Source organism: Wolbachia endosymbiont of Folsomia candida, assembly GCF_001931755.2.
Taxonomy (GTDB): Bacteria; Pseudomonadota; Alphaproteobacteria; order Rickettsiales; family Anaplasmataceae; genus Wolbachia.
In genome coordinates this window covers 204,508-230,080 of sequence record NZ_CP015510.2, presented here as the reverse complement: position 1 = coordinate 230,080, position 25,573 = coordinate 204,508, and the positions used below count along the sequence as shown (strand labels likewise).

Annotated in this window: 21 protein-coding genes, 1 tRNA gene and 2 pseudogenes; 7 read left to right on the top strand and 17 right to left on the bottom strand. The window is 33.7% G+C overall.

Features of this window, described 5'->3' with window-relative positions:
• Positions 1 to 42: 42 nt before the first annotated feature.
• Together ubiB and ASM33_RS01105 are read right to left on the bottom strand one after the other, a co-directional pair.
• Positions 43 to 1,464 (bottom strand): 2-polyprenylphenol 6-hydroxylase, encoded by a 1,422-nt coding sequence (gene ubiB, locus ASM33_RS01110; RefSeq protein WP_110409411.1) that lies wholly within the window; start codon positions 1,462 to 1,464, stop codon positions 43 to 45.
• Positions 1,461 to 2,201, bottom strand: coding sequence for a metal ABC transporter ATP-binding protein (locus ASM33_RS01105; RefSeq protein WP_110409412.1), 741 nt, complete (start codon positions 2,199 to 2,201; stop codon positions 1,461 to 1,463). Before ASM33_RS01105 ends, ubiB begins: the two co-directional genes overlap by 4 nt.
• Between ASM33_RS01105 and ASM33_RS01100 the strand changes: the two genes are divergently transcribed.
• Positions 2,193 to 3,077 (top strand): zinc ABC transporter substrate-binding protein, encoded by an 885-nt coding sequence (locus tag ASM33_RS01100; RefSeq protein ID WP_110409413.1) that lies wholly within the window; start codon positions 2,193 to 2,195, stop codon positions 3,075 to 3,077. The genes ASM33_RS01105 and ASM33_RS01100 overlap by 9 nt on opposite strands.
• Here the strand turns inward: ASM33_RS01100 and ASM33_RS01095 are convergent.
• From ASM33_RS01095 to ASM33_RS01045, 10 genes are all read right to left on the bottom strand, one after another.
• Positions 3,067 to 4,284 (bottom strand): ankyrin repeat domain-containing protein, encoded by a 1,218-nt coding sequence (locus ASM33_RS01095; protein WP_157956348.1) that lies wholly within the window; start codon positions 4,282 to 4,284, stop codon positions 3,067 to 3,069. The genes ASM33_RS01100 and ASM33_RS01095 overlap by 11 nt on opposite strands.
• Positions 4,285 to 4,533: 249 nt before the next feature.
• Positions 4,534 to 5,892 carry an ankyrin repeat domain-containing protein gene (locus ASM33_RS01085; protein ID WP_110409415.1) on the bottom strand — a complete coding sequence of 453 codons (1,359 nt, stop codon included), beginning with the start codon at positions 5,890 to 5,892 and terminating at the stop codon, positions 4,534 to 4,536.
• Between the two features lie 229 nt (positions 5,893 to 6,121).
• Positions 6,122 to 6,832: a heme ABC transporter permease CcmC gene (gene ccmC / locus ASM33_RS01080; protein WP_110409416.1), complete on the bottom strand. Its 711-nt coding sequence runs from the start codon at positions 6,830 to 6,832 to the stop codon at positions 6,122 to 6,124.
• A gap of 100 nt (positions 6,833 to 6,932) precedes the next feature.
• Entirely contained in the window at positions 6,933 to 9,149 is a 2,217-nt protein-coding gene (locus ASM33_RS01075) for a type IV secretory system conjugative DNA transfer family protein (RefSeq protein WP_110409417.1), read from the bottom strand.
• 28 nt (positions 9,150 to 9,177) lie between these two features.
• Complete coding sequence (gene virB11 / locus ASM33_RS01070; protein WP_110409418.1) at positions 9,178 to 10,170, bottom strand: P-type DNA transfer ATPase VirB11; 993 nt, start codon at positions 10,168 to 10,170, stop codon at positions 9,178 to 9,180.
• 1 nt (position 10,171) lies between these two features.
• Positions 10,172 to 11,671: a TrbI/VirB10 family protein gene (locus tag ASM33_RS01065; RefSeq protein WP_110409419.1), complete on the bottom strand. Its 1,500-nt coding sequence runs from the start codon at positions 11,669 to 11,671 to the stop codon at positions 10,172 to 10,174.
• Between the two features lie 16 nt (positions 11,672 to 11,687).
• The gene (gene virB9, locus ASM33_RS01060; protein ID WP_237342986.1) at positions 11,688 to 12,497 is read right to left on the bottom strand and encodes a P-type conjugative transfer protein VirB9; all 810 of its coding nucleotides are present in this window, start codon (positions 12,495 to 12,497) and stop codon (positions 11,688 to 11,690) included.
• Complete coding sequence (locus tag ASM33_RS01055; RefSeq protein WP_110409420.1) at positions 12,484 to 13,167, bottom strand: VirB8 family type IV secretion system protein; 684 nt, start codon at positions 13,165 to 13,167, stop codon at positions 12,484 to 12,486. The genes virB9 and ASM33_RS01055 overlap by 14 nt, the downstream gene beginning before the upstream one ends.
• Before the next feature lie 63 nt (positions 13,168 to 13,230).
• Positions 13,231 to 14,316 (bottom strand): GTP cyclohydrolase II, encoded by a 1,086-nt coding sequence (locus tag ASM33_RS01050; RefSeq protein ID WP_110409421.1) that lies wholly within the window; start codon positions 14,314 to 14,316, stop codon positions 13,231 to 13,233.
• Between the two features lie 30 nt (positions 14,317 to 14,346).
• Positions 14,347 to 14,434: transfer RNA gene (locus ASM33_RS01045), tRNA-Leu, on the bottom strand.
• A 196-nt stretch (positions 14,435 to 14,630) separates the two neighbouring features.
• Between ASM33_RS01045 and ASM33_RS01040 the strand changes: the two genes are divergently transcribed.
• On the top strand, positions 14,631 to 15,902 hold the full coding sequence (locus ASM33_RS01040) for a metallophosphoesterase (protein WP_110409422.1): 1,272 nt from the start codon (positions 14,631 to 14,633) through the stop codon (positions 15,900 to 15,902).
• Positions 15,903 to 16,042: 140 nt separating this feature from the next.
• Positions 16,043 to 16,734, top strand: a pseudogene (locus ASM33_RS08630) (IS5 family transposase); the annotation flags it as partial.
• On the opposite strand, the gene ASM33_RS01030 reads toward ASM33_RS08630, so the two are convergent.
• On the bottom strand, positions 16,728 to 18,185 hold the full coding sequence (locus ASM33_RS01030) for an IS4 family transposase (protein WP_110409219.1): 1,458 nt from the start codon (positions 18,183 to 18,185) through the stop codon (positions 16,728 to 16,730). The pseudogene ASM33_RS08630 and the gene ASM33_RS01030 overlap by 7 nt on opposite strands.
• A 56-nt stretch (positions 18,186 to 18,241) precedes the next feature.
• On the opposite strand from ASM33_RS01030, the gene ASM33_RS01025 reads away from it, so the two are divergent.
• Positions 18,242 to 18,550, top strand: a complete 309-nt coding sequence (locus ASM33_RS01025; protein WP_237342907.1) for a transposase — start codon at positions 18,242 to 18,244, stop codon at positions 18,548 to 18,550.
• Between the two features lie 358 nt (positions 18,551 to 18,908).
• On the opposite strand, the pseudogene ASM33_RS01020 reads toward ASM33_RS01025, so the two are convergent.
• Together ASM33_RS01020 and ASM33_RS01015 are read right to left on the bottom strand one after the other, a co-directional pair.
• Positions 18,909 to 19,876, bottom strand: a pseudogene (locus ASM33_RS01020) (IS110 family RNA-guided transposase).
• 235 nt (positions 19,877 to 20,111) lie between these two features.
• Positions 20,112 to 21,098, bottom strand: a complete 987-nt coding sequence (locus ASM33_RS01015) for an integrase core domain-containing protein (protein ID WP_157956347.1) — start codon at positions 21,096 to 21,098, stop codon at positions 20,112 to 20,114.
• 40 nt (positions 21,099 to 21,138) lie between these two features.
• Between ASM33_RS01015 and ASM33_RS01010 the strand changes: the two genes are divergently transcribed.
• Positions 21,139 to 22,047: an IS4 family transposase gene (locus ASM33_RS01010; RefSeq protein ID WP_110409331.1), complete on the top strand. Its 909-nt coding sequence runs from the start codon at positions 21,139 to 21,141 to the stop codon at positions 22,045 to 22,047.
• Positions 22,048 to 22,396: 349 nt separating this feature from the next.
• Here ASM33_RS01010 and ASM33_RS01000 read toward each other — a convergent pair whose 3' ends face one another.
• On the bottom strand, positions 22,397 to 22,933 hold the full coding sequence (locus ASM33_RS01000) for a 5-formyltetrahydrofolate cyclo-ligase (protein ID WP_110409425.1): 537 nt from the start codon (positions 22,931 to 22,933) through the stop codon (positions 22,397 to 22,399).
• Positions 22,917 to 23,546 carry a ferredoxin reductase domain-containing protein gene (locus ASM33_RS00995; protein ID WP_110409426.1) on the bottom strand — a complete coding sequence of 210 codons (630 nt, stop codon included), beginning with the start codon at positions 23,544 to 23,546 and terminating at the stop codon, positions 22,917 to 22,919. Before ASM33_RS00995 ends, ASM33_RS01000 begins: the two co-directional genes overlap by 17 nt.
• 83 nt (positions 23,547 to 23,629) lie before the next feature.
• Here ASM33_RS00995 and ASM33_RS00990 point away from each other — a divergent pair, with 83 nt between their 5' ends.
• Positions 23,630 to 24,739 (top strand): D-alanine--D-alanine ligase, encoded by a 1,110-nt coding sequence (locus ASM33_RS00990; RefSeq protein ID WP_237342984.1) that lies wholly within the window; start codon positions 23,630 to 23,632, stop codon positions 24,737 to 24,739.
• Positions 24,720 to 25,562, top strand: coding sequence for a cell division protein FtsQ/DivIB (locus ASM33_RS00985; protein WP_110409427.1), 843 nt, complete (start codon positions 24,720 to 24,722; stop codon positions 25,560 to 25,562). Before ASM33_RS00990 ends, ASM33_RS00985 begins: the two co-directional genes overlap by 20 nt.
• Positions 25,563 to 25,573 lie beyond the last annotated feature (11 nt).

Here is a 25,573-nt window from a genome sequence, read left to right as displayed (position 1 = left end):
TCAAGTCATAGGATGACAGAAAAATGGTAGATCTTACCTATTTTAGCTATACAAGAATTTAATAATTAAAATTACGATTATAGACCACAGTAAAAAATAGATTTTTCCATTTGGTCTATTTTTTACTTGAATGTTTTCTAGTTTATGATCAGCTATCAGGTTTAATTTTTCTACAAGACTAAATAATCCCTGAATTGTTTTTATAGGATAAGAGCTTTTTATTTTTTCCTTATATCCTATTTTATTTTCATGTTGATTTTTCATCCAAGTTTCAACTATTTTCCACATATTGATTTCTGGATAAATTTTTCTGCATGTTCCCTCTAGTAAAATCATAGTTTTCTGTAGCAATAACAATTGTGTTTGAACTTGCATGTCAAAATCACCAGTGATTTTTAATAATTGAGCAAGTAAACTCGCAAACGAAATTTTCTGTATAGGATGCCCGATAATAGGTTCACCTATTGCTCTACAGGCTGTTACAAAATTTTTGTATTGTGGTGAAACGTAGCCAGCTTTAAAGTGCATTTTTGCAACATGGTCATAATCACGATTTAAAAAGCCTCTCAGTATCTCTATAACATAATAACATGTTTCACGATCTATTCGGCCCATAATTCCGCAATCTAAAGCAATAATATTGTTATTACTATCGATCATTAAGTTTCCTGGATGCATATCAGCGTGAAAAAAACAATCTCTGTATACTTGATTACAGAACGACTCTATAAGATTGGTAGCTATTTGCTTATGATTATTGAGTTTTTCAACTTCATATATTGGGGTTGCTTCCATCCACTCTAGTGTTAAAACCTTTTTCGAAGTTCTGTTCCAATCTACTGCGGGTACGTAAAAGCTTCTATCATTTTTTGTATTTTCCTTCAGCTCCGAAGAGTGAGCAGCTTCAAAACGTAGATCTAACTCCAATCGGCAAATTTCAGCAAAAGTTTTGACTAATTCAACCGGCTTTAACCTTTTTGATTGCTTTTCTGCAATTTCTGCAAGCCAAAAGAGCATTTTTATGTCCCTTGAGAATATTTTCTCAATATTTGGTCTTAAAATTTTTACAGCTACTTCTTTCCCTTCAATTGTAATTGCTTTGTGAACCTGGGAAATCGATGCTGCTGCAATCGGTTCTTTAGAAAAACTTGAAAAAATGTCACTTAATTTACAATTAAACTCGCTTTCTATAGTTTTAACAGCTACCTTGTATGAAAATGATGGCAACCTATCACATATTAATAATAAGTTATTTGTTATATCCTCGTTTAAAATATCAGAACGTGATGAAATAGACTGCCCAAATTTAATAAACACGGGGCCTAATTTTTCAAGAGCACGCTTTAGTTTCTTGCCTTGTATTTTATTTATTGATTTCTTTGATGGTGGAAGTAAGTAAGGCAATATGTTGTAACGTATCAACACTGCAGTTATATGCAAAAGGCGCAAAATATTTTGAATCATTTTGCTCTGTAACTACTAAATATGTCGTTGAGTGTTTTGTTCTTCATAATCTCACCAGGCTTACCTTGGCAATAGATAGTATTATTTATACAAATTATGTAATCCGAGCATGGGACAACGGAGTTAAGATCATGAGACGTCATAAGAATTGATACTAGTCGTTTTTTTGCTATTTTGTTTATAATATCATAAAATTTAGCCCGCGCATTAATATCCATTGCACTGACTGGTTCATCCAAAATAATCAAGTTAGGTTCTGTAATTAAGCAACGTGCAAGTAGTAATAATTGTGTTTGCCCTGCAGAAATTTCTAACACTTGATTTTTCAAAATGTTACCAATACCAACTAGTTCTATTGCCTCTGAGATAATGGATTGATTTTTCTTTAGTTTTTTTGAGAAGCTGTTTAAAAGGAAATATTCAACTGTTATTGGCATCAAATTACTGATACTAAAATTTTGTGGCATGTAGCTAATTTTTGTATTCTCAGCCAGCACAATATTTCCAGTATAATTTTTATTTATGCCAGCAACCGCTTTCACTAAGGAGGTTTTACCTCCGCCGTTTGGACCAAGTATTGTAACTACGTCCCCTCTTTTTATTGATATATTAATATCATCAAGGACTGTTTTGTTATCATATGCAAGAGCAAGATTCTCTATTTCTAGGATATTATCATTGACATTATTTAATTTTTTGACAAAATTTAATTTTTTCTCAACGTTTTCATGAGACATTTATTAACTTTCTCTCTATTACTTCTGTTTACACTATACTATAATACTGCTTTTTCATCCAATTTAAAAGTTGTAGCTACAATCAAACCTATCCACTCACTTGTGGCTTCTGTGACAGAAGGGATTTTAGAACCCGAATTGCTTGGCTATGCAACGTCTGCACACAATTATATATTAAAGCCATCGGATGCTAGTAATTTAGAATCAAGTGATGTTATATTTTACGTTGACGATAATTTAGAGACGTTCATTAAAACTTTTGCTAAAAATAATAAGGAATTAGTGCAATTTTCAGATGCAGTGAACCTACTTCCTGTCAGGCCACATTCATTTTCTAGAAAAATGACGAACATTCAAGATGAAAAAGACTTACACATTTGGCTGAGTCCTGAAAATGCAAAGAGCATGATACTTTCTATAAATGCAACATTGTCTAATTTAGATAAAGAAAACTCCTACAGGTACAGTCAAAATGCGATGAAAGCGATAAAAAAAATAGATGAAGTAGTAGAAAAAATTAGGAAAGAATTAAATGATTTTAAAAATCAAAAATACATAGTAACTCACGATGCTTACCAATATTTTGAGAAATATTTCGGTTTAAACAGCCCAAGCGCTATTCTTTCTTTGGAAGAGGATTCATATATAGGTATGAAAAGCTTAATGAAGTTAAAAAAAATAATGAGAAAAGAGAACGTTAAATGCATATTTTCTCACTCATGGGAAGACAATGTAAAACCTAAAGTTCTCTCTAATGATGCAAAAATGGTAGTTCTAGATCCAATTGGGTCAGATATAGAACCTGGAAAAAATGCATACTTAGCTATACTCGATGATATCGCACAAAATTTTAAGTCTTGTTTTGCTACAGAATAACGCACTTATTATGTTTTTTCACTCTTACATTGCTAAGATAGCTATTTACAGTCTTATCCTCTTCCACAGATAGTTGAGGATCTGATGAATTTTGTGCTCCTTTTACACTTGCCAATTCATCTCGATGTGGAAGTATTTCTTTCAATAGTGCATTATCTGCATATTTAAATATTTCCTGAAATATATACTCATCAAACTTCTCCCTTACAACAGCTATAGTGGAAGAAAGACGTTTTATACTGTAATAGTTTTTTGCTGAATTTAGAACACAGTTTCTCTCCATTCCTTCTTTATATTGCTCTTCTATTTTACTAGCATATCCAAGAAATTTCTCTTTATAATCACTAGTATTCAATATTGCTACAATATCTTCATTACTCATGTATAATGCTAACTGATTCGAATCATTTGCAGCAAAAAAATCATAAAGTGATACCTTTTTCTTGCTCATGTTACCAAGAGTATATTCTTTCATTTTGTTAATTTCAGTTATGCATTTATCCCAATAAGTTGAGTATTTTTCCGTTAGATAATCAGGTTTATCTGCTTTGTGATTATGTACTAATGTGTATTTGATAAGTAACGCTGCCACTTCCTTATGCCCTGCAACAATGGCATGAAGAAGTGATATCCAACCATAATTATTTACAGCATTAACATCAGAGTTCTTACTTAGAAGCGCTTCAACAACTTTCAAGTGGCCTTCTTTAGAGGCAATATGAAGTGGTGTTCTTCTATAATCGTCTACAGCATTAGGATTAGCTCCTATTGCTAGCAGCAGCTTTACAATTGCGTCATATCCACGATGAGAAGCATCATGAAGTGGCGTGTTGCCATAATGATCTTTGCTTTCAATATTTGCACCATGTTTTAAAAGTAACTCAGCAACTTCTTTGCTACCACAGAAAGCAGCTTCATGAAGCGGCGTGTTTTGAAACTGATCAACACTTGTGGCATTAACATCAGCACCTTCCTCCATCAAAAATCTGGCAATTTCTACGCAATTCCACCTAGCAGCAACATGAAGTAAAGTTATGTTTTTTGTGTATTCGCTATACCAAGGCATTACTGACCTTAATACATTATTACTGATCCTAGCATGAATAATATCAGGATCTTTTTTTAAGATAGATCTGAATTGTTCAACTTTTTCTGTAAGTTGATCGTTTATAATAATATCTATAAGCTCTTGAAAATATTTTATCATAATGTTCCTCGCCATTTGATTAATCTATCAAAATTATATGTGATGATCGATTAATTTTCCATAATCTTTAATATCATATTTCTATTTAATAGATTGTGAAAATATATTTTTGAGTAGACTTAAGTAGTTACACTATTTGGATTATGCGTTGATTGCATTGCAAAAGTGGTGGTTCTAGATCCAATTGGATCGGATATAGAACCTGGAAAAATGCACATTTGGCTATACTTGATGATATCGCACAAAACTTTAGGTCTTGTTTTGTTGAGTAACACTCTCACCACACTCTGTCACTCTTATATCACTAAAACGGCTATTTACAGTATTATCGTCTTCCACAGGTTGCGCAGGAGCTGCTAAATTTCGCGTTCCTCCTACACTTGTCAATTCATCACGATGTGAAAGTATTGCTTTCAATAGTGCATTATCTGCATGTTTAAATATTGCATCAAATATATACCAGTTAAACTTCTCCTGCACAACAGGTATGGTAGAATCATGTCCTGCGTTACTGAAATAGTTTCTTGCCGGATTTAGAGCACATTTTCTCCACATTCCTCTTTGAAATTGACGTTCTATTCTACTAGCAAATATAGGAAATTCCTCTTTATAATCACTTGTGCTTAATACTTCTACAACATCTTTGTTGTTCATGTGTGATGCCAATTTATTTTCATTTCCTATTAGGATATCAAAGAGCGAAATTGTGCTATTGCCAAACTTATGCTTTTGCATTTTTTTACATTCCATTCCTTTTTGGACTTGACGTTCTATTCTACTAGCACATATAGGAAATTTCTTTTTATAATCACTTGTGCTTAATACTTCTACAACATCTTTGTTGTTCATATGTGATGCCAATTTATTTTCATCTGCTACTAGGATATCGAAGAGCGAAATGCCAACCTTGTGCTTCTGCATTTCTTTAATCTCGTCATGGCATTTGGTCCAATGATGTAACAGTATTGGATTGAGAAAATCAGGTTTCGTTTCATTAAAATTTTGTATCAACATATGCTCAATGATAAGTTGAGCATCTTCTGTTTTACCAATTTGGACAGCAATGAGTAGAGGTGTCTTGCAATCTTGATCTGCAATATTAACATTAATATCTTTACAACCTAAAAGCACTTTCACAGCTTCTAAATTGCTACCAAGCTGAACAACATAACGAAGCGCTGTCCAACCATCTTTATCTACAGCATTAATGTCAGCACCATTTGCATCAAGCTCTTTAATGACTTCTATGTAACCTCTATTAGCAGCAATAATAAGAGGAGTATGACCAGATTTTGTTCGAGAATTAACATCAGGATTATGTTTAAGAAGCTCTTTAACAACTTCCAAGAGACCTTCTTCGGAGGCAGTAAAAAGTGGTGTCCAGCCACGATTGTTTGCAGCATTAACATCAATTCCTTCTATAGCTAAAAGCGCTTTAACAACTTCTAAATAACCTTCTTGAGAGGCAATATAAAGTGGTGTCTCACCATATTCATTTTTTGCATTAACAAGATCAGGATTTTCACACAAAATAGCTTGTATTAGCTCAACTTTTCTTTCCTCTGTAAGTGCGTTGCTTTGAATAATATCTATAAGTTCTTTTGTCATAATATGTCTAATTATTTAACTAATATATTAGTATTATATATACTAATAGTTTAATTTGCAATGAATTTTAATATCGCGTTTAAATTTAATAGATTGTGAAAGTATATTTTTTAGTAGATTTAAGTAGTTACGCTATTTGGATTACGTGTTGATTGTATTGCAAAAATCATTTGAGAATTATTTCCAACTTAAACGAATGCAGCATTTTCAGGGTAGAGGATATGGTATACTAATATCGCATACTAATTTCTCTTTTTATTTTATATGAATTAATTAAATGAAGTGAATAGAGTAGCCACACTATTAAAAAAAATGTGGTACAAAACATAAACATAACGATTAGTGGAAGCAATAACGAACCTTCAATAGCAATGCCACCTTTTCTCATAATACTTGCTGGTTGATGTAGGGTAGACCATAAATTCACTGAAAATTTTACTATGGGAATGTTTATAGCGCTAAAAATGGCAAACACTGCTGCTGATTTTTCTGCCCTTGATTCATTATCAAAAGCACTCCATAATGAAAGATATCCAACATACAGAAAGAATAAAACTAACATTGATGTGAGCCTTGCATCCCATACCCACCAAGTGCCCCATGTTCCTTTTCCCCATATACTCCCCGTGATTAAGCATATTGCTGCAAAAATTGTTCCTGAAGGGGCAGCAGCGCGAGCTAAAACGCTAGCAATACTGTTATTCCACACTAGTGAAATGAAGCTTAGTGATGCGATTAGTCCATATATTCCAAGAGAAAGCCATGCAGAAGGTACGTGGAGGTACATGATTCGTACAATTTCTCCTTGTTTGTAATCTTCAGGAGAAAAGAATAAGGCTAAAAATATTCCAAGTAAAAAACATAAAAAACAAATAGCACCAAGCCAAGGCAATGCTTTTTTAGCAAAAGAAGTGAAACTTGTAGGCCTTAATAAAAACATTTTGTTTCAAGATAGCTGTACTCAGAATTTATCAGTTAGTTTAAGTTTTATCAACTAATATAGACTACATCAAGCCATGAATTGCCTTATTAAAGTACAATTAGCTGTCATCTTTTTTTGATTTATTGTCAATATCTTCATCCTCATCGTCGAATCCATCATCACTTTCTTCTTCTTCAAGCCAATCATCGTCACTTTCTTCGCCTTCAAATCTGTTATCAGCATCTTCGTCATCGTCATCATCGAATGTATCATCGTCGCTTTCTTCATCTTCAAATTTATTATCAATATCTTCATCATCGTCGAATCCATCATCATTTTCTTCTTCTTCAAAGCCATCATCGTTGCTTTCTGCGTCTTCAAATCTGTCATCAATATCTTCTTCATCGTCATCATCATGTTCTTCTTCTTCATCTTCTAATTCATCATCAATATCCTCATCTTCTTCATCTTCAAAAACTTCTTCTTCTGGTTCATCATATGCTGCATCTTCTCGGGTTTCAGCTTCAGCAGGATAATCAGGAGAGGTAGGTCCTTCAATAGCTTTATTGTCCTCATTATCAACCTTATCTGTACTAGCAGCCGCAGCAAGAGCATTATTAGGATCATATGGCTCTTGTGTAGGCACAAAGGTTTGTTTCATTAGCCTTCTTGTGAAGGTGCTGTCGTTATAGTACAAAATTTTCTTTGATTTAATTGGAAAAGTCGATTCTATTAAAATTATCTGATCATCACGCGGCAACATGATAATTTCCTGAGGTAATAGCAATGCTCTTTGTACCTCAGAAATATGTAATGACCTTGACGCGGGATTCAAATCCAAAAATTTAGGTTTATTGAGTGACTCTTGTGTTACGGTTTTGTTTCCTATTAATTGCGATATTAAGTTTGCAGTTTCAATGTTATTTGCTGCAAAAGTTATTCTATATGTTGAGTTTGATAAAAAGGAGTTCATTCCTGCTTCTTCATATATTCCTTTAAGCTGCTCAGTATCTTGAACAATTATGAATAATCTCACTCTATAACCACGAAAATACGCAATACCTGTCTGAAATTGTTCCATTTTTCCAAGTGTAGGAAACTCATCCATCAAAAAGAGCACACCGTATGGCTCGTCACTTTCTGGTATTTTTCTACATAAAAATTCAGTTGCTTGTTGGTAAAAAACCTGCATTAAAGGTCTGAGCCTGGTCAAGTTATCAGGAGTTAAGCCAACATAAACTGTGATTTTTTTCTTTTTAAAATTTAATATATTAAAGTCGCTTGTTGCAGTTGCAGTGTCAATCAATGGGTTTGCCCACAATTCAAGTGATGAGTTCATAGTTGATACAACACCTGATCTTTCTTTATCAGCTTTTTGCAAAAAAGCTGCGATGTTCATATACGATACAGGGTGTATTATTTTGCCCATTGTGTCCAAGACAACAGCAAGATTGTAAACCACATCATCACTACGCATTGTGCGCACTACTTCACCAAAAGATTTAATTTTGTCTGGTGCAGCAACTAAATATAACACTACTCCAACAAATAAGCTTCTCGCTTCATTTTGCCAAAAGTCTTGCTCAGGCATGATTAGGTTGGCTATTTTTTGCACATCATCAACCATTTGTCCAGGTTTTGCACTAATCCAGTCCAATGGATTATAGCAATGGCTTATTCCATCTGGCTGTGCTGGATTCCACACAAATACGTCCTGCTTTTGCTGCTTTCGCCAGCCACTTGTTAACTCGTAGTTTTCTAATTTTATATCGTGCACAATGACTGAATCATTCCAAAATAACAAATTAGGAATTACAAAACCGACACCTTTACCAGAACCTGTAGGTGCAAATAGTAAGGCATGCTGAAATCCATCTGCAATAAAGTAGCCCCTTTTATCTTTACCAAGCATCAAACCCCTTTTGCTTCTAAGTCCTGCCTTTCGTATATCTTTTTCTGACGCCCACTGTGAATCCCCATGAAGTGATTCTTTCTTCTGAAATGGCCTCCATTCAACTACCCTGTCTTTTAAATTCCATAGAATAATTATTAAAATAGAGATAGGAATAGCAGAGGATGTAATTAATTTGATTTTGAGTTCAAGAATATACAGCTCCGGATGGTGCCAACAATGCTGTATATACTCAAAAATTGTTGGCCAAAGAGCCTGAGGAAAAGGCGTTAAACTAGGGTTGATTGCCTTAAAATCCACAGCATCTGGACCATCGACCATTAGAAAAAACAATATACCTGATAAAAAGAAGCAAAACTCCAGTACGGTAAAAGCTACAACACCCCCTATTAGAATATTGCGTAAATGATTTCCGTGACTCATAAATTACTTTTTCTTACCATGTATAAATTTAAGCATTTTCGTTCAAAGATCTAGTAAATAATATTTCAGAAATATTTCTTTTCCCTCCGCTGCTTCTTTTTAGCTGAATAACAATATCAATCACATTTCTAATATATGGTATGATTTGATCTGGAGGAATGCCAAGATTTGCCTGCATAACCATCAATTTTATTTGTTCAAGAGCCATTGCTGGACTATCTGCATGAAGAGTTGATATTGACCCAGGATGACCTGTATTTATTGCCCTAAGAAAACTAAACGCTTCCGCTCCACGAAGTTCTCCAACTATTATTCTATCTGGTCTTAAACGGAGGCACGCTTCTATTAAGTCTTGAGTTGTTACTTTTGCTCTGCCTTGACCTCCTTTGGAAGCAATCAAGTGAACTTTATTAGGATGGTCACTTAAAACAATTTCTCTTGCATCTTCAACAGTGATAATTCTTTCATCATGTGGAATAACGCGTAAAGTAGCATTAGTAAAAGTGGTTTTACCAGTTGAAGTTCCACCACTAATTATGATATTTTTCTTATTTATTACAGCGCATTCTAAGAACTCTTTTATTTTCTTTTGTTTGAGTAGTGAGTTCAGATGATGATCCACAGGATCATCAGTAACTTCTGTAACAGTTTGAGAAAAAGCCCCCATTTTTTCATAATCGTCAAGAGCCAATTGCATGCCAGATGGCTTACGAATTGACATTACTACTTTATCAGGCTCACATGCTGGCGGAAATACTATTTGTATACGATAACCATTTGGTAATGTAGCTGAAAGTAGAGGTGCTTCTTCACTCAGTTTTTGTTCTGTTGCTTGTGCAATCAATCTGCTTAGAGATTTTAAATGATCAAGATCAAATGCCTCTAAGTGTTCGCATCTTGTCTCTCCACGATTTTCAATCCATACTTCCTTTGGCTTGTTTATTGATATCTCATTTACGCCTTCTTCTTGAAATATGCCTTGTAATGGCTCTAAATACGTATCAAGTGCAGCATAATTCATTTTATCGATGTAATATTGCTTGTGGAGGGAATACTATATCTTGGTTAACAAACACTTTGAGTGAAGTACCTTGATGAACATAAATTGTTGGCTTTTTATCTATACTCCTATCAACTATATCTCGCATATCTTTAGAAAAATCATTAATCGATTTTTCAATTGCAGTATCATAAACAGATTTGCTTTTTCTCTGAATTTGTTTTAATAACGCATTTATATCATCCAGATCTATACCAACCTGATCGTCTCTGATGCCCAGTAAGCTTGCTATTTCTTTCTTCATTATGCTCAATAAATCCTGCTGCGTTTTAGCATTGTTAATTTTTTCAATCGCTTTGGCATCTAGTTTCCACTTTTCTTTTGTCGCATCTTGAACTTTCTCTTTTATCTCTCGATCTGTATCTTTATCTAGACCCTTTATAATGGAATCTCTGAAAGAATAAACGTCTATTTCAGTTCCAACAATAGATCTTGCTGCATCCATAATAGTCAATGAATCAACAAGATTAGAAGCTTTTTGTCCTATAACGGCTGAGCCAATTGAAACGCCTGCAAGTAATATTGAAGAAAACAAGGAACTTGCTATTTTATTGTCAACTATTCCACCGATCCCTGCTCTACCGAGTTCATCTGTGCCAGGTGATGAAATAGCAATGTCTATTCCATGTGGAAGAATAACTCTATTCCAATTTATATTCACACGAGCTTTTGCAATATTGGAGTCAAATGTATAGCCACCTATTAATCTTGAGCCTTTAGGTATTAAAATCGTGTCACCGGTTTCCGCATAAACATCTCTACTGACTACTGCACGGAGCATTCCTTGCAGATCAGAGCTTATTGCAGTTTCAAGAATAACGTCAATAATTTTGCCTTGAGTAATCATGAAACCAAGCTTGCCTACTTTAGTAGCTTTGCTGGACTGTGCTGAAGTGTTAGACAAAGTAATGTCATCTATTTTACCCTCTTTGTCACCTCCGCCTGAAAGTGCTAGCATTTGCGCAGTACGTCTGTCTTTAGGATAACCACCACCTCCTATTGTAGGAAATGAAGTGGGAAAATTACTGTTGATATTACTAGAAGAAATGTTCCTTTGTGTAGGCAAAAGTGGTATATTTGACATTGGAGTTTCTTTTGGTTTCTCTTCTGCCTTTATTACTATTTCTTCTTTTTTCTTGACTGCTGGTATGATTGGTGGCGTTGGAAGAGGAGGTAAAGGTGGTAATGGATTAGTTATTATCCTTTCAGGAACTATTATATTATCTGGAACTTGTTCTAGATTTTCTTTCAATTCTTGAAAATTTTGCTTTATCTCTTCTTTTGTAATGATTTCAGGAGACTCTGTACTGGGTGGTCTCAAATAAAAATAATATACTCCCCCGATTAGAACCGCTAAGGCAACAATCATTAATGCTCTGTGACCTTGATTAGAGCCAACTGTTACTACTTTGCTCTCTATCTCAGATTCGTTTTCTGAATTGTTACGTTCATCTTTATTCATATTGCATGTACCACAGCTAAAGTGACTTATTTATAATTTCAACTTCGTCATCTTCATAACGCATAAACAATTTCTTATGCACTCCTTTTATTATGATATAATCATCAAATAATAACCTCTTATAAGGCAACCTAGTTTTATCCTTTTCTTCGACAAAAATCTGAGGTATTTTATTATTATCTTTAAATTTAAAATAGGTTAGATAACCATCATCAAACAGCTCAACCGGTATGATATCTTCATTACTACCCTCATCAAGATACGTATAGTTATACTTCGTATCATTTTCTTGTATCACCATTTCTGGCTCTTTCACTATATGTTGCATTTGAGTAGGTGGAGATATTTCACCTAAATCAACGTCAAATTCATTTGCATCTTGAGGATAGTAAAAACGTACTATGTAAGATATATCCTTTTCAGCGGAATAATCATGACTTACTTTTTCGGCATCAGTTTCTGGATGTTTATCGTAGTTAGGCCTTGAGATTAAATCAAAAATATAGTTCCTTTTTTTAGTTGTTGTAATAATCATGTTAGTGCGGCTGCTCACTTCAAATGGCATTATAAGCAACTTATTTTCATAAGGATTAATTTTCCAACTTGATGCGTCACCAACAGCGATGTTTTTGACTTTTTCTCCTTCTGCGAATTCGATATAAGAATAATAGCCTTGACTAAAAACCACTGTAAATACTTCATTGGGGTTGTACACAAGAGTTTTTATTCTGCTATCTACAGAAATAGGCTTACTGTAGTTAATAGATGCGTTTAAATTACAGCTTATTAGTAAAGCTAAAACTAACAATATTCTATACATATTCATCATCTACCCTATAAGAAATAACTTGAAACCCTAACGGGTTAATATATCTTTGCTGATCATCCATTTCAAGTGATGCATACCTATATGACATAATAACTATTTTATTTTTTCTTGTAGAACTGCCATCCTTTCTTGTGAATTCTATAGTAAATCTCACTTGAAGAGCATCATTACCCAATTTTTGAATTGAGCGAACTTTAAATTCATTTTTGACAAAGTCTGAATATAAATTAAAAAGATCATCCAAATTTTGTGACCTTATATAATTTCTAAACTCATTATATACGCCTGATGAGGAAAATAACCTCACCTTTGTATAGTAGTTATAATTGTAATGATATGGGTCAAAAACCTCTCTTGCTTTTATATATTCTGTAATAAAATAATTATTTAATACTTCATTTGCGGAATATTGTTTCACTGTAACAGGATCAACCAATTGCACTATTCCTGACTTCTTTTCAATTTCTATAACAAATGGCTCAATAGTGCTATTAGTGCTAATTTTAAATATAGCTAATATGCTGATAGAAATTGCTGCTAATAATATTAATGCAAATAAAAGTAAAACATTCCTTTGAGCAGCAACTGTGCTATAGCGGCTCGAATTCCAATTTATGTCCCTATCTAATGATTCGGTACTGTCTTTTCGCTTGAAAAATTTTAGCATTCTAAAAATCTTAACCTATATTAACAAACATAGCAAATTAACAAAATAGTTACAACAAAAAAGCTAAGAAACCCTTAATCTATGCCCCAATTTATCAGACTTCGTCTCCATATATGAATTATTATATTGATTACGCTCCACAATAAGAGGTATACATTTTGTAATTTCTATACCGCTATTTTCCAACTCTGACAACTTTCTGGTATTATTTGTGAGTAATTGAATTTTTTTTATATTGAGTTTCTTAAGCATTTCTGCTGCAACAACAAAACTTCTTTCATCATCTTCAAAACCCAATATTCTATTTGCATCCACAGTATCAAGGTTATGTTCCCTCTGCATATTATACGCCCTTAACTTATTAGTTAGACCAATACCCCTTCCATCCTGCATTAGGTATAATATAATGCCGTTTCCATGATCAGATATCATGTGAATAGCTTGGTGTAACTGACTTCTACAATCACATGATAAGCTGTCTAACAAATCACCTGTGTAGCACGAAGAGTGAATTCTGACTAATGGTTCATTATCTTTATTCGGATTGCCAATAATGATTGCATAATGCTCTTTTTCGCCACTCTCAGTTCTGTAAGCTATGATATTTACTTTTTGAGTTTGTTTTAAAAATAATGACGTTTTGCAGACTTCATATATATTCTGGTTCCGCTCAAAATTATTTATGAGTAATGTGTGCAGCATAATAATATCATTTTCATCACACCAATTTCGCATTTCGTGTTTATTTTTAAAACGCATATCAGCAACTAATGCGTATGGAAGTAATTCTGAGAGTTTAAGCAAAGAAATAGCATAATTATCGATTGATTTTGAGCATTGTAACTCTTTTATGTGATTTTCTTGCGTACAGTTTATTAAATTTTGCAGTTCAACAAAATTATTTATTAATAAGCGCTTGCCACTATGTTCTTCATTTTGGGATATGTATTTTACCTTACTTGAAGTTAAAGTAATATATACACTATCTGATATAAATTTATACTGGTCGAACAAATTCTGTTCTAAAGTTTCAGCAGAAGCTACTAATAGGTAATTATCTTCATCATCATGTAATATAATTGGCAGGCCGCGCCTAGTTTCACTAATAGCTCTTTCTACTTTATTTCTATCTTGGTTTTTTATAAACATTTTACCCACATTAAATGGCAATAAGAAAATTGGTGCGGTCGAGAAGACTTGAACTTCCAAGGCCTTATGAGCCACAGCGACCTCAACGCTGCGTGTCTACCAATTCCACCACGGCCGCACTTTCGTTATATGCTGGTTATTATATAACTATTTCAAATTACTTAATCATTCTAGAATTTCCTGCTTAAAATGTCAACCTGATACTAGAATAATTAGAAAATTACCATTATAATATGGTTATGAATTTTGTGATTGTAAATTTTAACTATTTAAGATAATTTTACTATTATTTTTTAACTTGGGTTTTTATACGAATGAATATAGTTAATGTTTTTATTTTTTTGGCCTTATCTCTTATACCAAGCTTCCATTCTGCTCATTCAGAAGTATTATACACGTGGTCTCAAGTTATTCCGGAAAATAAGTTAAGCGTACGCGCGATCATAGATGATGAAACATGCCCTATTGCTCATGTTGATGGCGAAGAGATAGAAATGCTGGATCGTACCTCAGTCAATAATCGAAACAATATTGAAAAAGTTTGTGAACTTTTAATACAAACAGATGCCAAAGACGTTAGTATTGACAATGTACAAGTTCCTACATTACCAAAAAAGATCAATAAAATTGCTTTTATCGGTGATACAGGCTGTAGAATAAATATGCTATTTCAGCAAGAATGTAATTCAGTAGATAGTTGGCCACTAAAAAAAAATTTGAATTCAATTGCCATTCACAAACCAGATTTAATTATCCATGTTGGCGATTATCACTATAGAAAGACAAAGTGTAGGAATACAAAAAAGTGCGGTGATATCTACGGGTATAACAAGGAAGCTTGGTATACTGATTGGTTTGAGCCAGCAAAGGATATATCTCTACAGTCTCCATTCCTTTTTGTCCGAGGAAATCATGAAAATTGTGATAGGGCCTATGAGGGGTGGTTTAGATATTTAGACCCATACCCATTTTCCTCTAAAAAATGTGAAAACTTCGTTTCTAGTTGGTCTTTAGATGCTGGACCAATGAGATTTTTTATATTTGACTCCTCGTCCGGTGAAGATATTTTCACAACTCAAAATGAAATTGATGCCTTTGAGAAACAATTTGATAAGCTAACGCAATATGGTCCTAATGAACCTATATGGTTTTTAACTCACAGACCTTTGTGGAGATCTCCGAAAAAGAAAATTTTAACATTTGAAAGCCATGGAAACCTTGCACAAATTGAAGCTTTTGGGGACAAATTTCCAAGTAACGTTTCTGCTGTAGTTTCTGGCCACATTCATATAGCTCAGATTTTATTAATGAATAATGTTCCAGACCAGATTATAATTGGAAATGGTGGTGCATTATTGCATGCTCAAGATCAAGAACCTATTTATAAAAACGTAGAATTTGACTACTCAAATGGTAAAAGCTACTTAGCACACGAGGTAAGAAATTTTTTCGGTTTTGGTTTTGCAGTGCTAAATTTAGATGATCATGAATTTACTTTCTATAATCAAGATAACGAGGAAGTATACTCTACGAAGTTAACAGAAGATTTTAAAATCAAAACAGAATTTGCTAAAAAAGAATCTTAGATATGCAGTTTCAGAGTGATATAGCTAACACAGGTCAGGTTTACTGATTAATAATGGCTTTGTTGCATAGCAATTAGAAAATGTAATAGTTAACGACTGATTTTATTGTAAAATGGTTATAATTAAGCACAAAAATAGCCATGTCACAAAGAATGAGAGTCACTAACCATAATGAGTATAATAGATTTCTTGAAAAAGGGGAGATTTTTTTGACTACATAAATAATGCTATTCCAAATTGGTATGAAATTGGGCAGAAAGTACAAGGTGGTAATAAAATTTATAGTGATAAAACGATAATTGTGGTGCACGTAGTGCGCTATATTTTTAATCTCGCTCTCAGACAGACAGTAGGTTTTATAAAAGGATATCTAAAAAACATAGGTAAAAACCTACAAATCATCAGTTTTTCGCAAGCTTCCAGGAGATTATCTCAATTAAATCTTAAAATTATAGATAATAGAAAGGATAAAAATAGTATAGATGATATTGAAATTGCCATAGATAGCACAAGCATCAATATTTATGACAACGGCTGTTGTCATGAACGCCGCAAGAATAAGGATAAAACAAGAAAATATAGCGGGTATGATCAGGTTCGTAAGTTGCATGCTATAATTGATATAAATAGTAAAAAAGTAGTAGCTGCAAGATATAGTAGCGGTACATATTCTGATCATAGCGGAGCTTGTGATTTATTAAAAAGCACCAATAATAACTTTAAAACATTATATGCAGATAGGGCATATGATAGACGGAAGCTTTATAAATTGTGCAAAGAAATAGGTATCAAACCCATTATTCCACCATATGTTAATGCTTACTTTTACCCATAACTTTGAGAAGTTATTATGTGAAGCATAACCATGCTCTCTCTAAGATTTTCATAGCCTCGCCATAGAGTCATACTTCCTGGTAAATTATCACCTTTTCTATTCATAAACCCACCTAATTTTCCTAACCAAATAATAGCTTGTTTTATGTTTGGAGGTTCTTCGGGCAATGTGGCCACTTGATGCTCACGTATGTAAAGAGCTTTCCACTCTTCATTGCTTAGAACCTTAGTGCAAGCCTCCATAGGATGCGATAAAGCCACTTTTGTTAAATATAAAATTTTAAATGTAATAATGCTCTTTATAGCAATTAATTTCTGTAGCCTTTCCTTTGTAGTTAAACGAGAGCTTTCTATTTTACATCCTGATTTTAAAATTCTAAAGTATTCTTCAATTTTCCATCGTAGCTTATACCAATTTATCCTTTCTATGGCATCTAAAGTGCTATTAACTGGTACATTAGTTAACAAAGTCCAATCGATAGCTTCAACTCCTTTAGGAGGATCCATTTCCTTTGCGCTTACCACATATACAGCGACTTTATCACTTATTTTATGTGCTGTATCTTTTGACCCATAAATGTAAGGCGCTCTGATAGGTATATAGCCTTTCATATATTTTACTTCAATATTTGCTTTTCTTGACTTCTGGTGCCCGTTTTTAGCAACTTCCAAGACGATTTTCTCTTTTACCGGAAGTTGAGCTATGCGTGTTTGCAAATCTGTTTTTCCCTCTTCAGTACAGATAAATTTTCTATTAGCTCGGTTACGGATTACATAAAAACTACCCAATGATTCAGCTATCCATAAAAATTTGAAGATATCTGCTTCCCTATCACCAAGAGTGACAAGTTGTACATCTTTGGAAACGTTATTTATGGTTTCTTTTAGTGCTGCTATCCACTTATAACTTTCTTTCTCCTCTATAGAAGTACGGTATTTCCTATTTGCTTTTTCTTTTGCTGTTTCTTCTTTTCTAGCGGGACGCGCCCAGCACTGTTGAGAAGATAAACCTAAAGGTAATCCTTCTTTACTGACCATTAAGGCACTATGCAGCAGCAAACCCTTTTTATGCTTTGTATAAGCTTTAGAAATACTGCCTAGCCCTTTGGTATTTATATGAGAGTCAAAATCCAAATAACTAGTATCTTGGATTGAAAATATAAGCTTATTTCCTTTTATCCTTTCCGCTGTTTCTTTATGATGAGAAGAATAAATTTTCTCGGCCTCAAGCTTTTCATTACTAAACAACCTGTACGCGCCCTTAGCTTCTTTCCATCCACCACAACTTTGATTAATTGATCCAGATGCCTTACGCTCTATAAGATAACTTGTTGTAATAAGCCTCTTATTAAGCCTTATATCTCCCAGATTAACATGTCTCAACTCTCTTTCTAGCCATTTGTCCCCTAAGCTATCAGTATATTGCGTATTTGTATTTACTCCGTACATTTTTAAACCCTTTATCAAATATATGAATTTGCTATTTTACTAGCTTTTTTATATTTGTGGGTAAAAGTAAGTATGTTAATGCAGTAGAATGTTCAAAATTCGACTATATGTGTGATCGAAATGAAGCAATTAAATTAATAAAAATGCATAAAAATCACGCAGAAGGTGTAGAGGTGTGGAAAAAAGATGTAAATTATGGAAAAAGGGCTCACATAGAGGGTTTTTTTTGGAGATTTAAGCGTATATTTGGATTTCATTTAAAGAACAAATCGGAAGAAAATCGCAGAAACGAAGTAATAATAAAATGCAATTTACTCAATGAATTTATTAATATTGGCATCGCTAAATTTCAGTTGATTGCATGATCTAATTTCTTGGGAAAGGAAATGAGAAAGTAGCTATGCAACAAAGCCATTAATAATCGAAAAACCTCGTCATCCTGCTGCTTGTCAGCGGGATCTATGCTGAGATACCGCGAATAAATCCACAACTGTACGAACGTCTAATTTAGCGAGAAAGTAAACCAAAAACATCAACCTTTGGTGTCATTTCATTAGCACTCCTCCTGTCATCCGGCTTTGTTGCATAGCTCAAAAATACTACACGCCTTTGTCATTCTAGCGCGTGACGCTAGAATCTATTTATATATTTTCAATGCCAACAACGTATTATATGCAACCTTCGCTTGCTAGATCCCAGATACTGTCTTTGATGTCAAACAAATTATCCAACTAAATTACAATTAAATGGTTGATTGTTTTTAAGAATACCAAAAAGACATGCATTAATTTTCTCATTAACGCAAGGACTATGACTTTTGGGCATTTACCTTTACTTGCTAGACGCTGACAAAATTTTTGAAAATGATTATTATGGTTTTTGACTACTATAGCTGGCATATAAAGGGCTTTTCGGACGCGCTCAGATCCTATTTTACATATGCAACTTCTCTTACTTACAGACGATCCAGATTCATAATGTCCTGGATTTAGACCAGCAAAAGCTGTAAATTGCTTAGCATTGTCAAAATTATCAGCCGCTGGCATTTCTGCAATAACAGCAACAGCAGTAAGATGTCCTATACCTTTTATAGTCTTGAGGTTTTCTACCATATTTTTTAGATGTGGATAGTGATTTATATGCTCATTAATTTCTGTTTCGAGAACAATAATTTGCTCCTCTATTGCCAAAATTACCTTAGATATAGCTTCTTTGCAGCTGGAATGCATATTTTCATTTTCCAAGCGGTTCATCTGTTGCAATTTATCATTTTTTAGCGATTGCATACAACGGTAAAGATCTCTTAAATGCCTCATTTCAGGTGCAATTGGTTTCCAAAGAGCAGGTTTATTAGCGATACAAAATCTAGCTATCATAGCTGCATCTGATTTATCTGTTTTATTTCTGAGCAGCTCACTTTTGCCAAAAGCCTTGATTTGAGCCGGGTTTACTATACTAACATTATGCCCTAAATCGTGCATAAAAGTAGCCAAATCTTCCCCATACCAGCTAGTTGCCTCAAGACACAGATGAATAAGATTTGCTCCATGGCCATTGCACCAAACCACAAGCTTTGCAAAGCCATCCTGATTATTTTGAAAGACTTTGTGTCGTTTTTTATTGTCCATCAGCAAACAAACATCAAATTTCTTTTTTGAAATATCCACACCCAAAATAGCATTTACTTGCATAAAATTACCTCCAAGACTATAAATAAACTGAGAGTTTAGACTAACCTTGTAATACGGGATATAATTCCAAAGATACTGTTCAGTCTTTTAACTCTATGGGAGGGGAGCAAAATCTGGAATTCGGCCTTATTGGCGTTAGTGTCAAGTCGGCTTCACCCTCCCTGCGTGGTATTTTAGCTCTAATGCCTCACATCATAAAGATACAAGTGTCACGCACTGGGATTGTAAAGGTCAACTAATTCATTGACAAATTTTGCAAAAAGCCCAAAGGAGCGATACCTCCAAGAGCTTGATGCGGCCTGTGTTCATTGTAATAAATTAAATATCTAAACAATTCATCTTTAAATTCCTGAGCAGTCTCAAACGTTGTACCCTCAATCAAATCATCATTTAAAGTCCGCCAAAAGCGCTCTACTTTTCCATTTGTTTGTGGTCTATATGGCCTTGTATATAAATGCTTTAAGCCAATTTCAACTAACATTCTTTCAAATGGATGTCCATCCAAATTACTTCTTGATGCAAACTCTGGTCCATTGTCTGTCATTACTTCTTTGAACTGAATACTGTAACTTTGCTTTATATAATTAAAACATCTGAGCACTGCAAACATTACATTCAGACTCTGAATATTTTCTAAAACTTCTGCCCATGCTATACGGCTTGCATCGTCTATTACACACACTAAATAGTATCTTTTGCTCTCATTTATTATCATATCTTTACTCAAATAATGACAGTCTATATGTGCCAATTCTCCAGCTTTTTCCCTGATTATCTTTCTCTTCACCTCTTTTTCTTTTGTGCTCAACTTATTCATGCCGGCTCTCTTAATAATATTATATATACCAGATGGAGAAGGTGTTTTGTTGCCCAACTTTTTTGCTAGTATAGCACAAATTTCATATTTATTTATCCCTTTTTTCCGCTCCTCTATAACTGCTTTTTCTATTTCAATATCTGTTCTTCTACTTTCCCATCTTGGACCTCTTTTTCTTGGTAAAAACTCTTTTTCTAATCCGCTATTTCTATACCTATTATAATATTTACAGAATGTTTGTCTGTTGATTCCATTAGCGTGATAAAAATCGCCTACAAATCTATAAAATGGATGCTTTTTTGCCTTTGTTTGCTCATATTCTTTGATCAAAAATCTCCATTTACTTTGGTAATTTCTCTCTAAAGTTTTATCTTCTGTGTTTCTTCTCATACCTAACTCCCTCAAAAATGTTTCTTTTATCTTAACATTTTTGTCATCGAATTAGTTGACCTTTACACTAAAAGAAACCATAAATAACGTTTCCAAAGATGTACAACTTGTCACTCTTGGTGATAGGGAAGCAGATATCTTCAAATTTTTATGGATAGCTGAATCATTGGGTAGTTTTTATGTAATCCGTAACCGAGCTAATAGAAAATTTATCTGTACTGAAGAGGGAAAAACAGATTTGCAAACACGCATAGCTCAACTTCCGGTAAAAGAGAAAATCGTCTTGGAAGTTGCTAAAAACGGGCACCAGAAGTCAAGAAAAGCAAATATTGAAGTAAAATATATGAAAGGCTATATACCTATCAGAGCGCCTTACATTTATGGGTCAAAAGATACAGCACATAAAATAAGTGATAAAGTCGCTGTATATGTGGTAAGCGCAAAGGAAATGGATCCTCCTAAAGGAGTTGAAGCTATCGATTGGACTTTGTTAACTAATGTACCAGTTAATAGCACTTTAGATGCCATAGAAAGGATAAATTGGTATAAGCTACGATGGAAAATTGAAGAATACTTTAGAATTTTAAAATCAGGATGTAAAATAGAAAGCTCTCGTTTAACTACAAAGGAAAGGCTACAGAAATTAATTGCTATAAAGAGCATTATTACATTTAAAATTTTATATTTAACAAAAGTGGCTTTATCGCATCCTATGGAGGCTTGCACTAAGGTTCTAAGCAATGAAGAGTGGAAAGCTCTTTACATACGTGAGCATCAAGTGGCCACATTGCCCGAAGAACCTCCAAACATAAAACAAGCTATTATTTGGTTAGGAAAATTAGGTGGGTTTATGAATAGAAAAGGTGATAATTTACCAGGAAGTATGACTCTATGGCGAGGCTATGAAAATCTTAGAGAGAGCATGGTTATGCTTCACATAATAACTTCTCAAAGTTATGGGTAAAAGTAAGACATATGCGTTGGAGATCCGAAGAGGCTTCCTATAGCCTTACCTATGGCTTCTATTTGTTCACCCCACTTTTCATTCGCGTCATGCCCTATTGATCTATGAATAGTACTTGCAGGATTCTGAATAATCTGAGGATAATGAGGCTTTTGAACGCTTAAATAATTTTCATAAACTTTTTTCATAATAAATTCCCTAGTTTATCAAAGATAATTATTAATATTAGCATATAAGTATGAATATTATATTAATAAAGATATAATATTCACATACGTAAGTTAACAAAAAAACAAATTGGTACGATTATATTACAAAATTACTAAGTGAGATCCGAGTAGTCCTCCACTCAAATAATAGCAAGTGTATTTCTATATCTAACACACGTTTCAGTTATTATCACATCCAGTCTTTGATCATGTTTTTCTGTAGGCAAGTCTTTACAATATTGCTTTTCATATGCCATACCTATAAATATTTTCCCAAGTGGCTGCAGCTCTTGCATCATCCTATCATACCAACCGCCACCAAACCCAAGTCTATGAAAATGGTCATCAAAAGCGATAACAGGTGTAATGATTATATCAGGAATGATATCTCCTCTTGATTTATTCCATTCCTCAAATTTTAGTAGCTTCTCTTTGCTTGGGATTGCTATTTTATAACCTAAATCAAGTAAACTATACATCAAAGGCAGAACATTTATTTCTCCATCGATAGGAATGTAGGCTGCTACTGTTTTACCTTTAACATCACTTAAATTCTGATGAAAAAGATTAGTAATGGATTTTGCTACATAACAAGCATATCTCTCATTAATACTTTTTCTTATAGCTCTGTATTGTTCTCTTATCCACTTTTTCTGTTGTTTAATATCTTTGAGCATAATCTATCCATTTTGCAGTGAGCTTTTCCTGTAAACTATTCTGCCTTAAACGCTGACTTAGAAAATCGAAGTCAACAGATTCCATATCCTGATCTTGATTGCTGCAACTATAAATAAAACTCTCTTCTCCTGTTTTTATATCTATATGTCGCTGCACACATTGTGCACAAATCTCTTTCATCATACACTGCATAGGAGAATTGATTGATGATATTGCCACGTGGTTTGGCTTTAGATATGATTTTAAAGTTGATTTTCTTGCTTCATTTATAGCTTTCATCATTCTGTCAGAACCAATAGTAATAATTTTATCTATGGCATTTAAATCAATTGTGGTTGGACCTAGCATCCCTTTTTGATAGGAGATCATTGCATCCACTATATTACCATGAAAGGATTTATCTTGATCTCTGCTTGTTTCGATCAATCCTTCTTCACATGCCCAAATCACCACACTTGATGCATTCTCTATCAGTGCTTGTTTAAATACATCATTTAACTTTTTATAGCCAGCAAAGTATAGAACTCTATTGTTATTTTCAAGGCACGCCTTGCCTATTGAAAACAACACTGCATTTCCAACTCCACCACCAATGAGCATTATATTCTTCATGCATTATTTTAATCATAGTAATTTATTATATTCAACTTTTTTCGAAATTTTGTTATCTTTTAGGGAAACAAAAAGATATAAGCATATTTATGTCTCCGACTATAGCAGTTTTGAGTGGTGGATTTTCTCGTGAAAGAGAAATATCCCTTATGAGTGGGAAAGCCATAAAAAAAGCTCTTGATAACCTTTCATATAACGCAGTAGAAATAGATGTTGATAGGAATATTGCTGAGAAACTTAAAGCGATTAATCCTGATCTTGCTTTTATCGCGCTACACGGACCTTACGGAGAGGATGGCTCTATTCAAGGTTTGCTGGAGATTTTAGGTATAAAATATACACACTCTGGAGTAATGGCTTCTGCTGTTGCTATGAACAAAGTGATGTCAAAGCATATATTTAAGTCTCTTAATATTGATACTCCAAAAGGATACGTAATTAGCACAGAAGATGTACTGAAAAATAATATTAAGGTTGATTACCCGTACGTTTTAAAACCAATTAATGAAGGATCAAGCATCGGAGTGCACATTGTTTTCTCGCATGAGGATTATTTAAAACTGAAATTTGATGTCATTCCAGCGCTTGATGCTGGAATCCAGGAAAAAGAAGAATGGATCCCAGTGTCAAGCACTGGGATGACATGGGAAAGAGGCACTGGGATGACATGGGAAAGAGGCACTCGGATGACATGGGAAAGAGGCACTCGGATGACAGGGCAAGAAGGCACTCGGATAACAAAAGATTCAATGATCATAGAAGAATACATACCAGGTGTAGAATTACACACCGCTGTGTTACTGAGTAAAGCAATTGGAACAATTGAAATACGGCCAAAAAATAAATTTTATGATTATGAAGCAAAGTATACAAACGGGTTTGCAGAGCATATATTTCCTGCTGAAATCCCTGATGAAATATATCAAATGACTCTGGAACAGGCACTTAAAGCACATCAATTTTTAGGGTGTAAAACTATTTCTCGCTGTGATTTTCGTTATAATCCTGAAAACAACACTTTAAAAATGCTTGAAATTAATACTCACCCAGGCTTTACTGAGCTATCTCTAGTGCCAGAAATTGCAAAATTGGCAAAAGGGATTGATTTTAATGAGTTAGTGAAAATTATCGTTGAAGATAGTTTGCAGCACAATGAGATTAGAGAGCAAGTAAATGTTGAGCAATGTTACTAGAAGCCAAAGACGTTTTTTGCGTAAATGTGCTTTGTTTATTATAATAACACTTTTTCTGACATTAGTCCTCTATAGCTCACTTGAAAAAATAACTAATAGATTTAATTATTATTTTACTTGGTGTGACGAATGTGTATCCAGCTTATTACTTAACAATGGATTTACAATTGATGAAGTAGTGGTTACCGGCAATAAATTTACAAATGAGAAGGACATTTTTAATTTGATAGATAGAGCTGAGCCAATTATGTATGTATCACTCTCAAAACTTATAAATAGTATACAGTCTGTAAGTAAGTGGATAAAAAACGTAAGCGTTCATAGGATTTTACCAAATACTGTAAAGATTAACATAGAGGAACATGAGCCGTTTGCTATGTGGCAAGATAATAATAACACATCAATAATTGATTCTGAAGGTAAAATTATTATTGACAAAACCCACTTCGATGTTATTCCAACACACGATGCTAGAGTCGACGATAGATCACAGTATCAAAGCACTGAGATAGCAGAAAGAAAGGATTTAATAGATAATCTTGTTGTTATTACAGGACAAAACTCGTTGTCAAATTTAAAGTTTGTTAAAGATATATTAGAGAATAAAACACAACTGAGTAGCCAAATTTCTTCTTTTATTTCTGTAGGAAACAGAAGGTGGAATATTGTTCTTGATAACGAACTCACAGTAAAACTTCCTGAAGATAATCCTTATGGCGCGTGGGACTATTTAAACCACTTGCACAATACAACTGATTTTACATTTAGTGATTGGAGTATAATTGATATGCGTATTGCTGATAAAATCTTCGTAAAAAGATAGAAATAGTTTTC

Bases quoted from the DNA above. Each gene is read 5' to 3' on its own strand.
- ASM33_RS01050 (WP_110409421.1), bottom strand. From the start codon at position 14,316: ATGTTTATAAAAAACCAAGATAGAAATAAAGTAGAAAGAGCTATTAGT.
- ASM33_RS00985 (WP_110409427.1), top strand. From the start codon at position 24,720: ATGTTGAGCAATGTTACTAGAAGCCAAAGACGTTTTTTGCGTAAATGT.
- ASM33_RS01085 (WP_110409415.1), bottom strand. From the start codon at position 5,892: ATGACAAAAGAACTTATAGATATTATTCAAAGCAACGCACTTACAGAG.
- ASM33_RS01055 (WP_110409420.1), bottom strand. From the start codon at position 13,167: ATGCTAAAATTTTTCAAGCGAAAAGACAGTACCGAATCATTAGATAGG.
- ASM33_RS01100 (WP_110409413.1), top strand. From the start codon at position 2,193: ATGAGACATTTATTAACTTTCTCTCTATTACTTCTGTTTACACTATAC.
- ubiB (WP_110409411.1), bottom strand. From the start codon at position 1,464: ATGATTCAAAATATTTTGCGCCTTTTGCATATAACTGCAGTGTTGATA.
- ASM33_RS01040 (WP_110409422.1), top strand. From the start codon at position 14,631: ATGAATATAGTTAATGTTTTTATTTTTTTGGCCTTATCTCTTATACCA.
- ccmC (WP_110409416.1), bottom strand. From the start codon at position 6,832: ATGTTTTTATTAAGGCCTACAAGTTTCACTTCTTTTGCTAAAAAAGCA.
- virB9 (WP_237342986.1), bottom strand. From the start codon at position 12,497: ATGAATATGTATAGAATATTGTTAGTTTTAGCTTTACTAATAAGCTGT.
- ASM33_RS01000 (WP_110409425.1), bottom strand. From the start codon at position 22,933: ATGCTCAAAGATATTAAACAACAGAAAAAGTGGATAAGAGAACAATAC.
- ASM33_RS01105 (WP_110409412.1), bottom strand. From the start codon at position 2,201: ATGTCTCATGAAAACGTTGAGAAAAAATTAAATTTTGTCAAAAAATTA.
- ASM33_RS01095 (WP_157956348.1), bottom strand. From the start codon at position 4,284: ATGATAAAATATTTTCAAGAGCTTATAGATATTATTATAAACGATCAA.
- ASM33_RS01075 (WP_110409417.1), bottom strand. From the start codon at position 9,149: ATGAGTCACGGAAATCATTTACGCAATATTCTAATAGGGGGTGTTGTA.
- ASM33_RS00995 (WP_110409426.1), bottom strand. From the start codon at position 23,546: ATGAAGAATATAATGCTCATTGGTGGTGGAGTTGGAAATGCAGTGTTG.
- ASM33_RS01030 (WP_110409219.1), bottom strand. From the start codon at position 18,185: ATGTACGGAGTAAATACAAATACGCAATATACTGATAGCTTAGGGGAC.
- virB11 (WP_110409418.1), bottom strand. From the start codon at position 10,170: ATGAATTATGCTGCACTTGATACGTATTTAGAGCCATTACAAGGCATA.
- ASM33_RS01065 (WP_110409419.1), bottom strand. From the start codon at position 11,671: ATGAATAAAGATGAACGTAACAATTCAGAAAACGAATCTGAGATAGAG.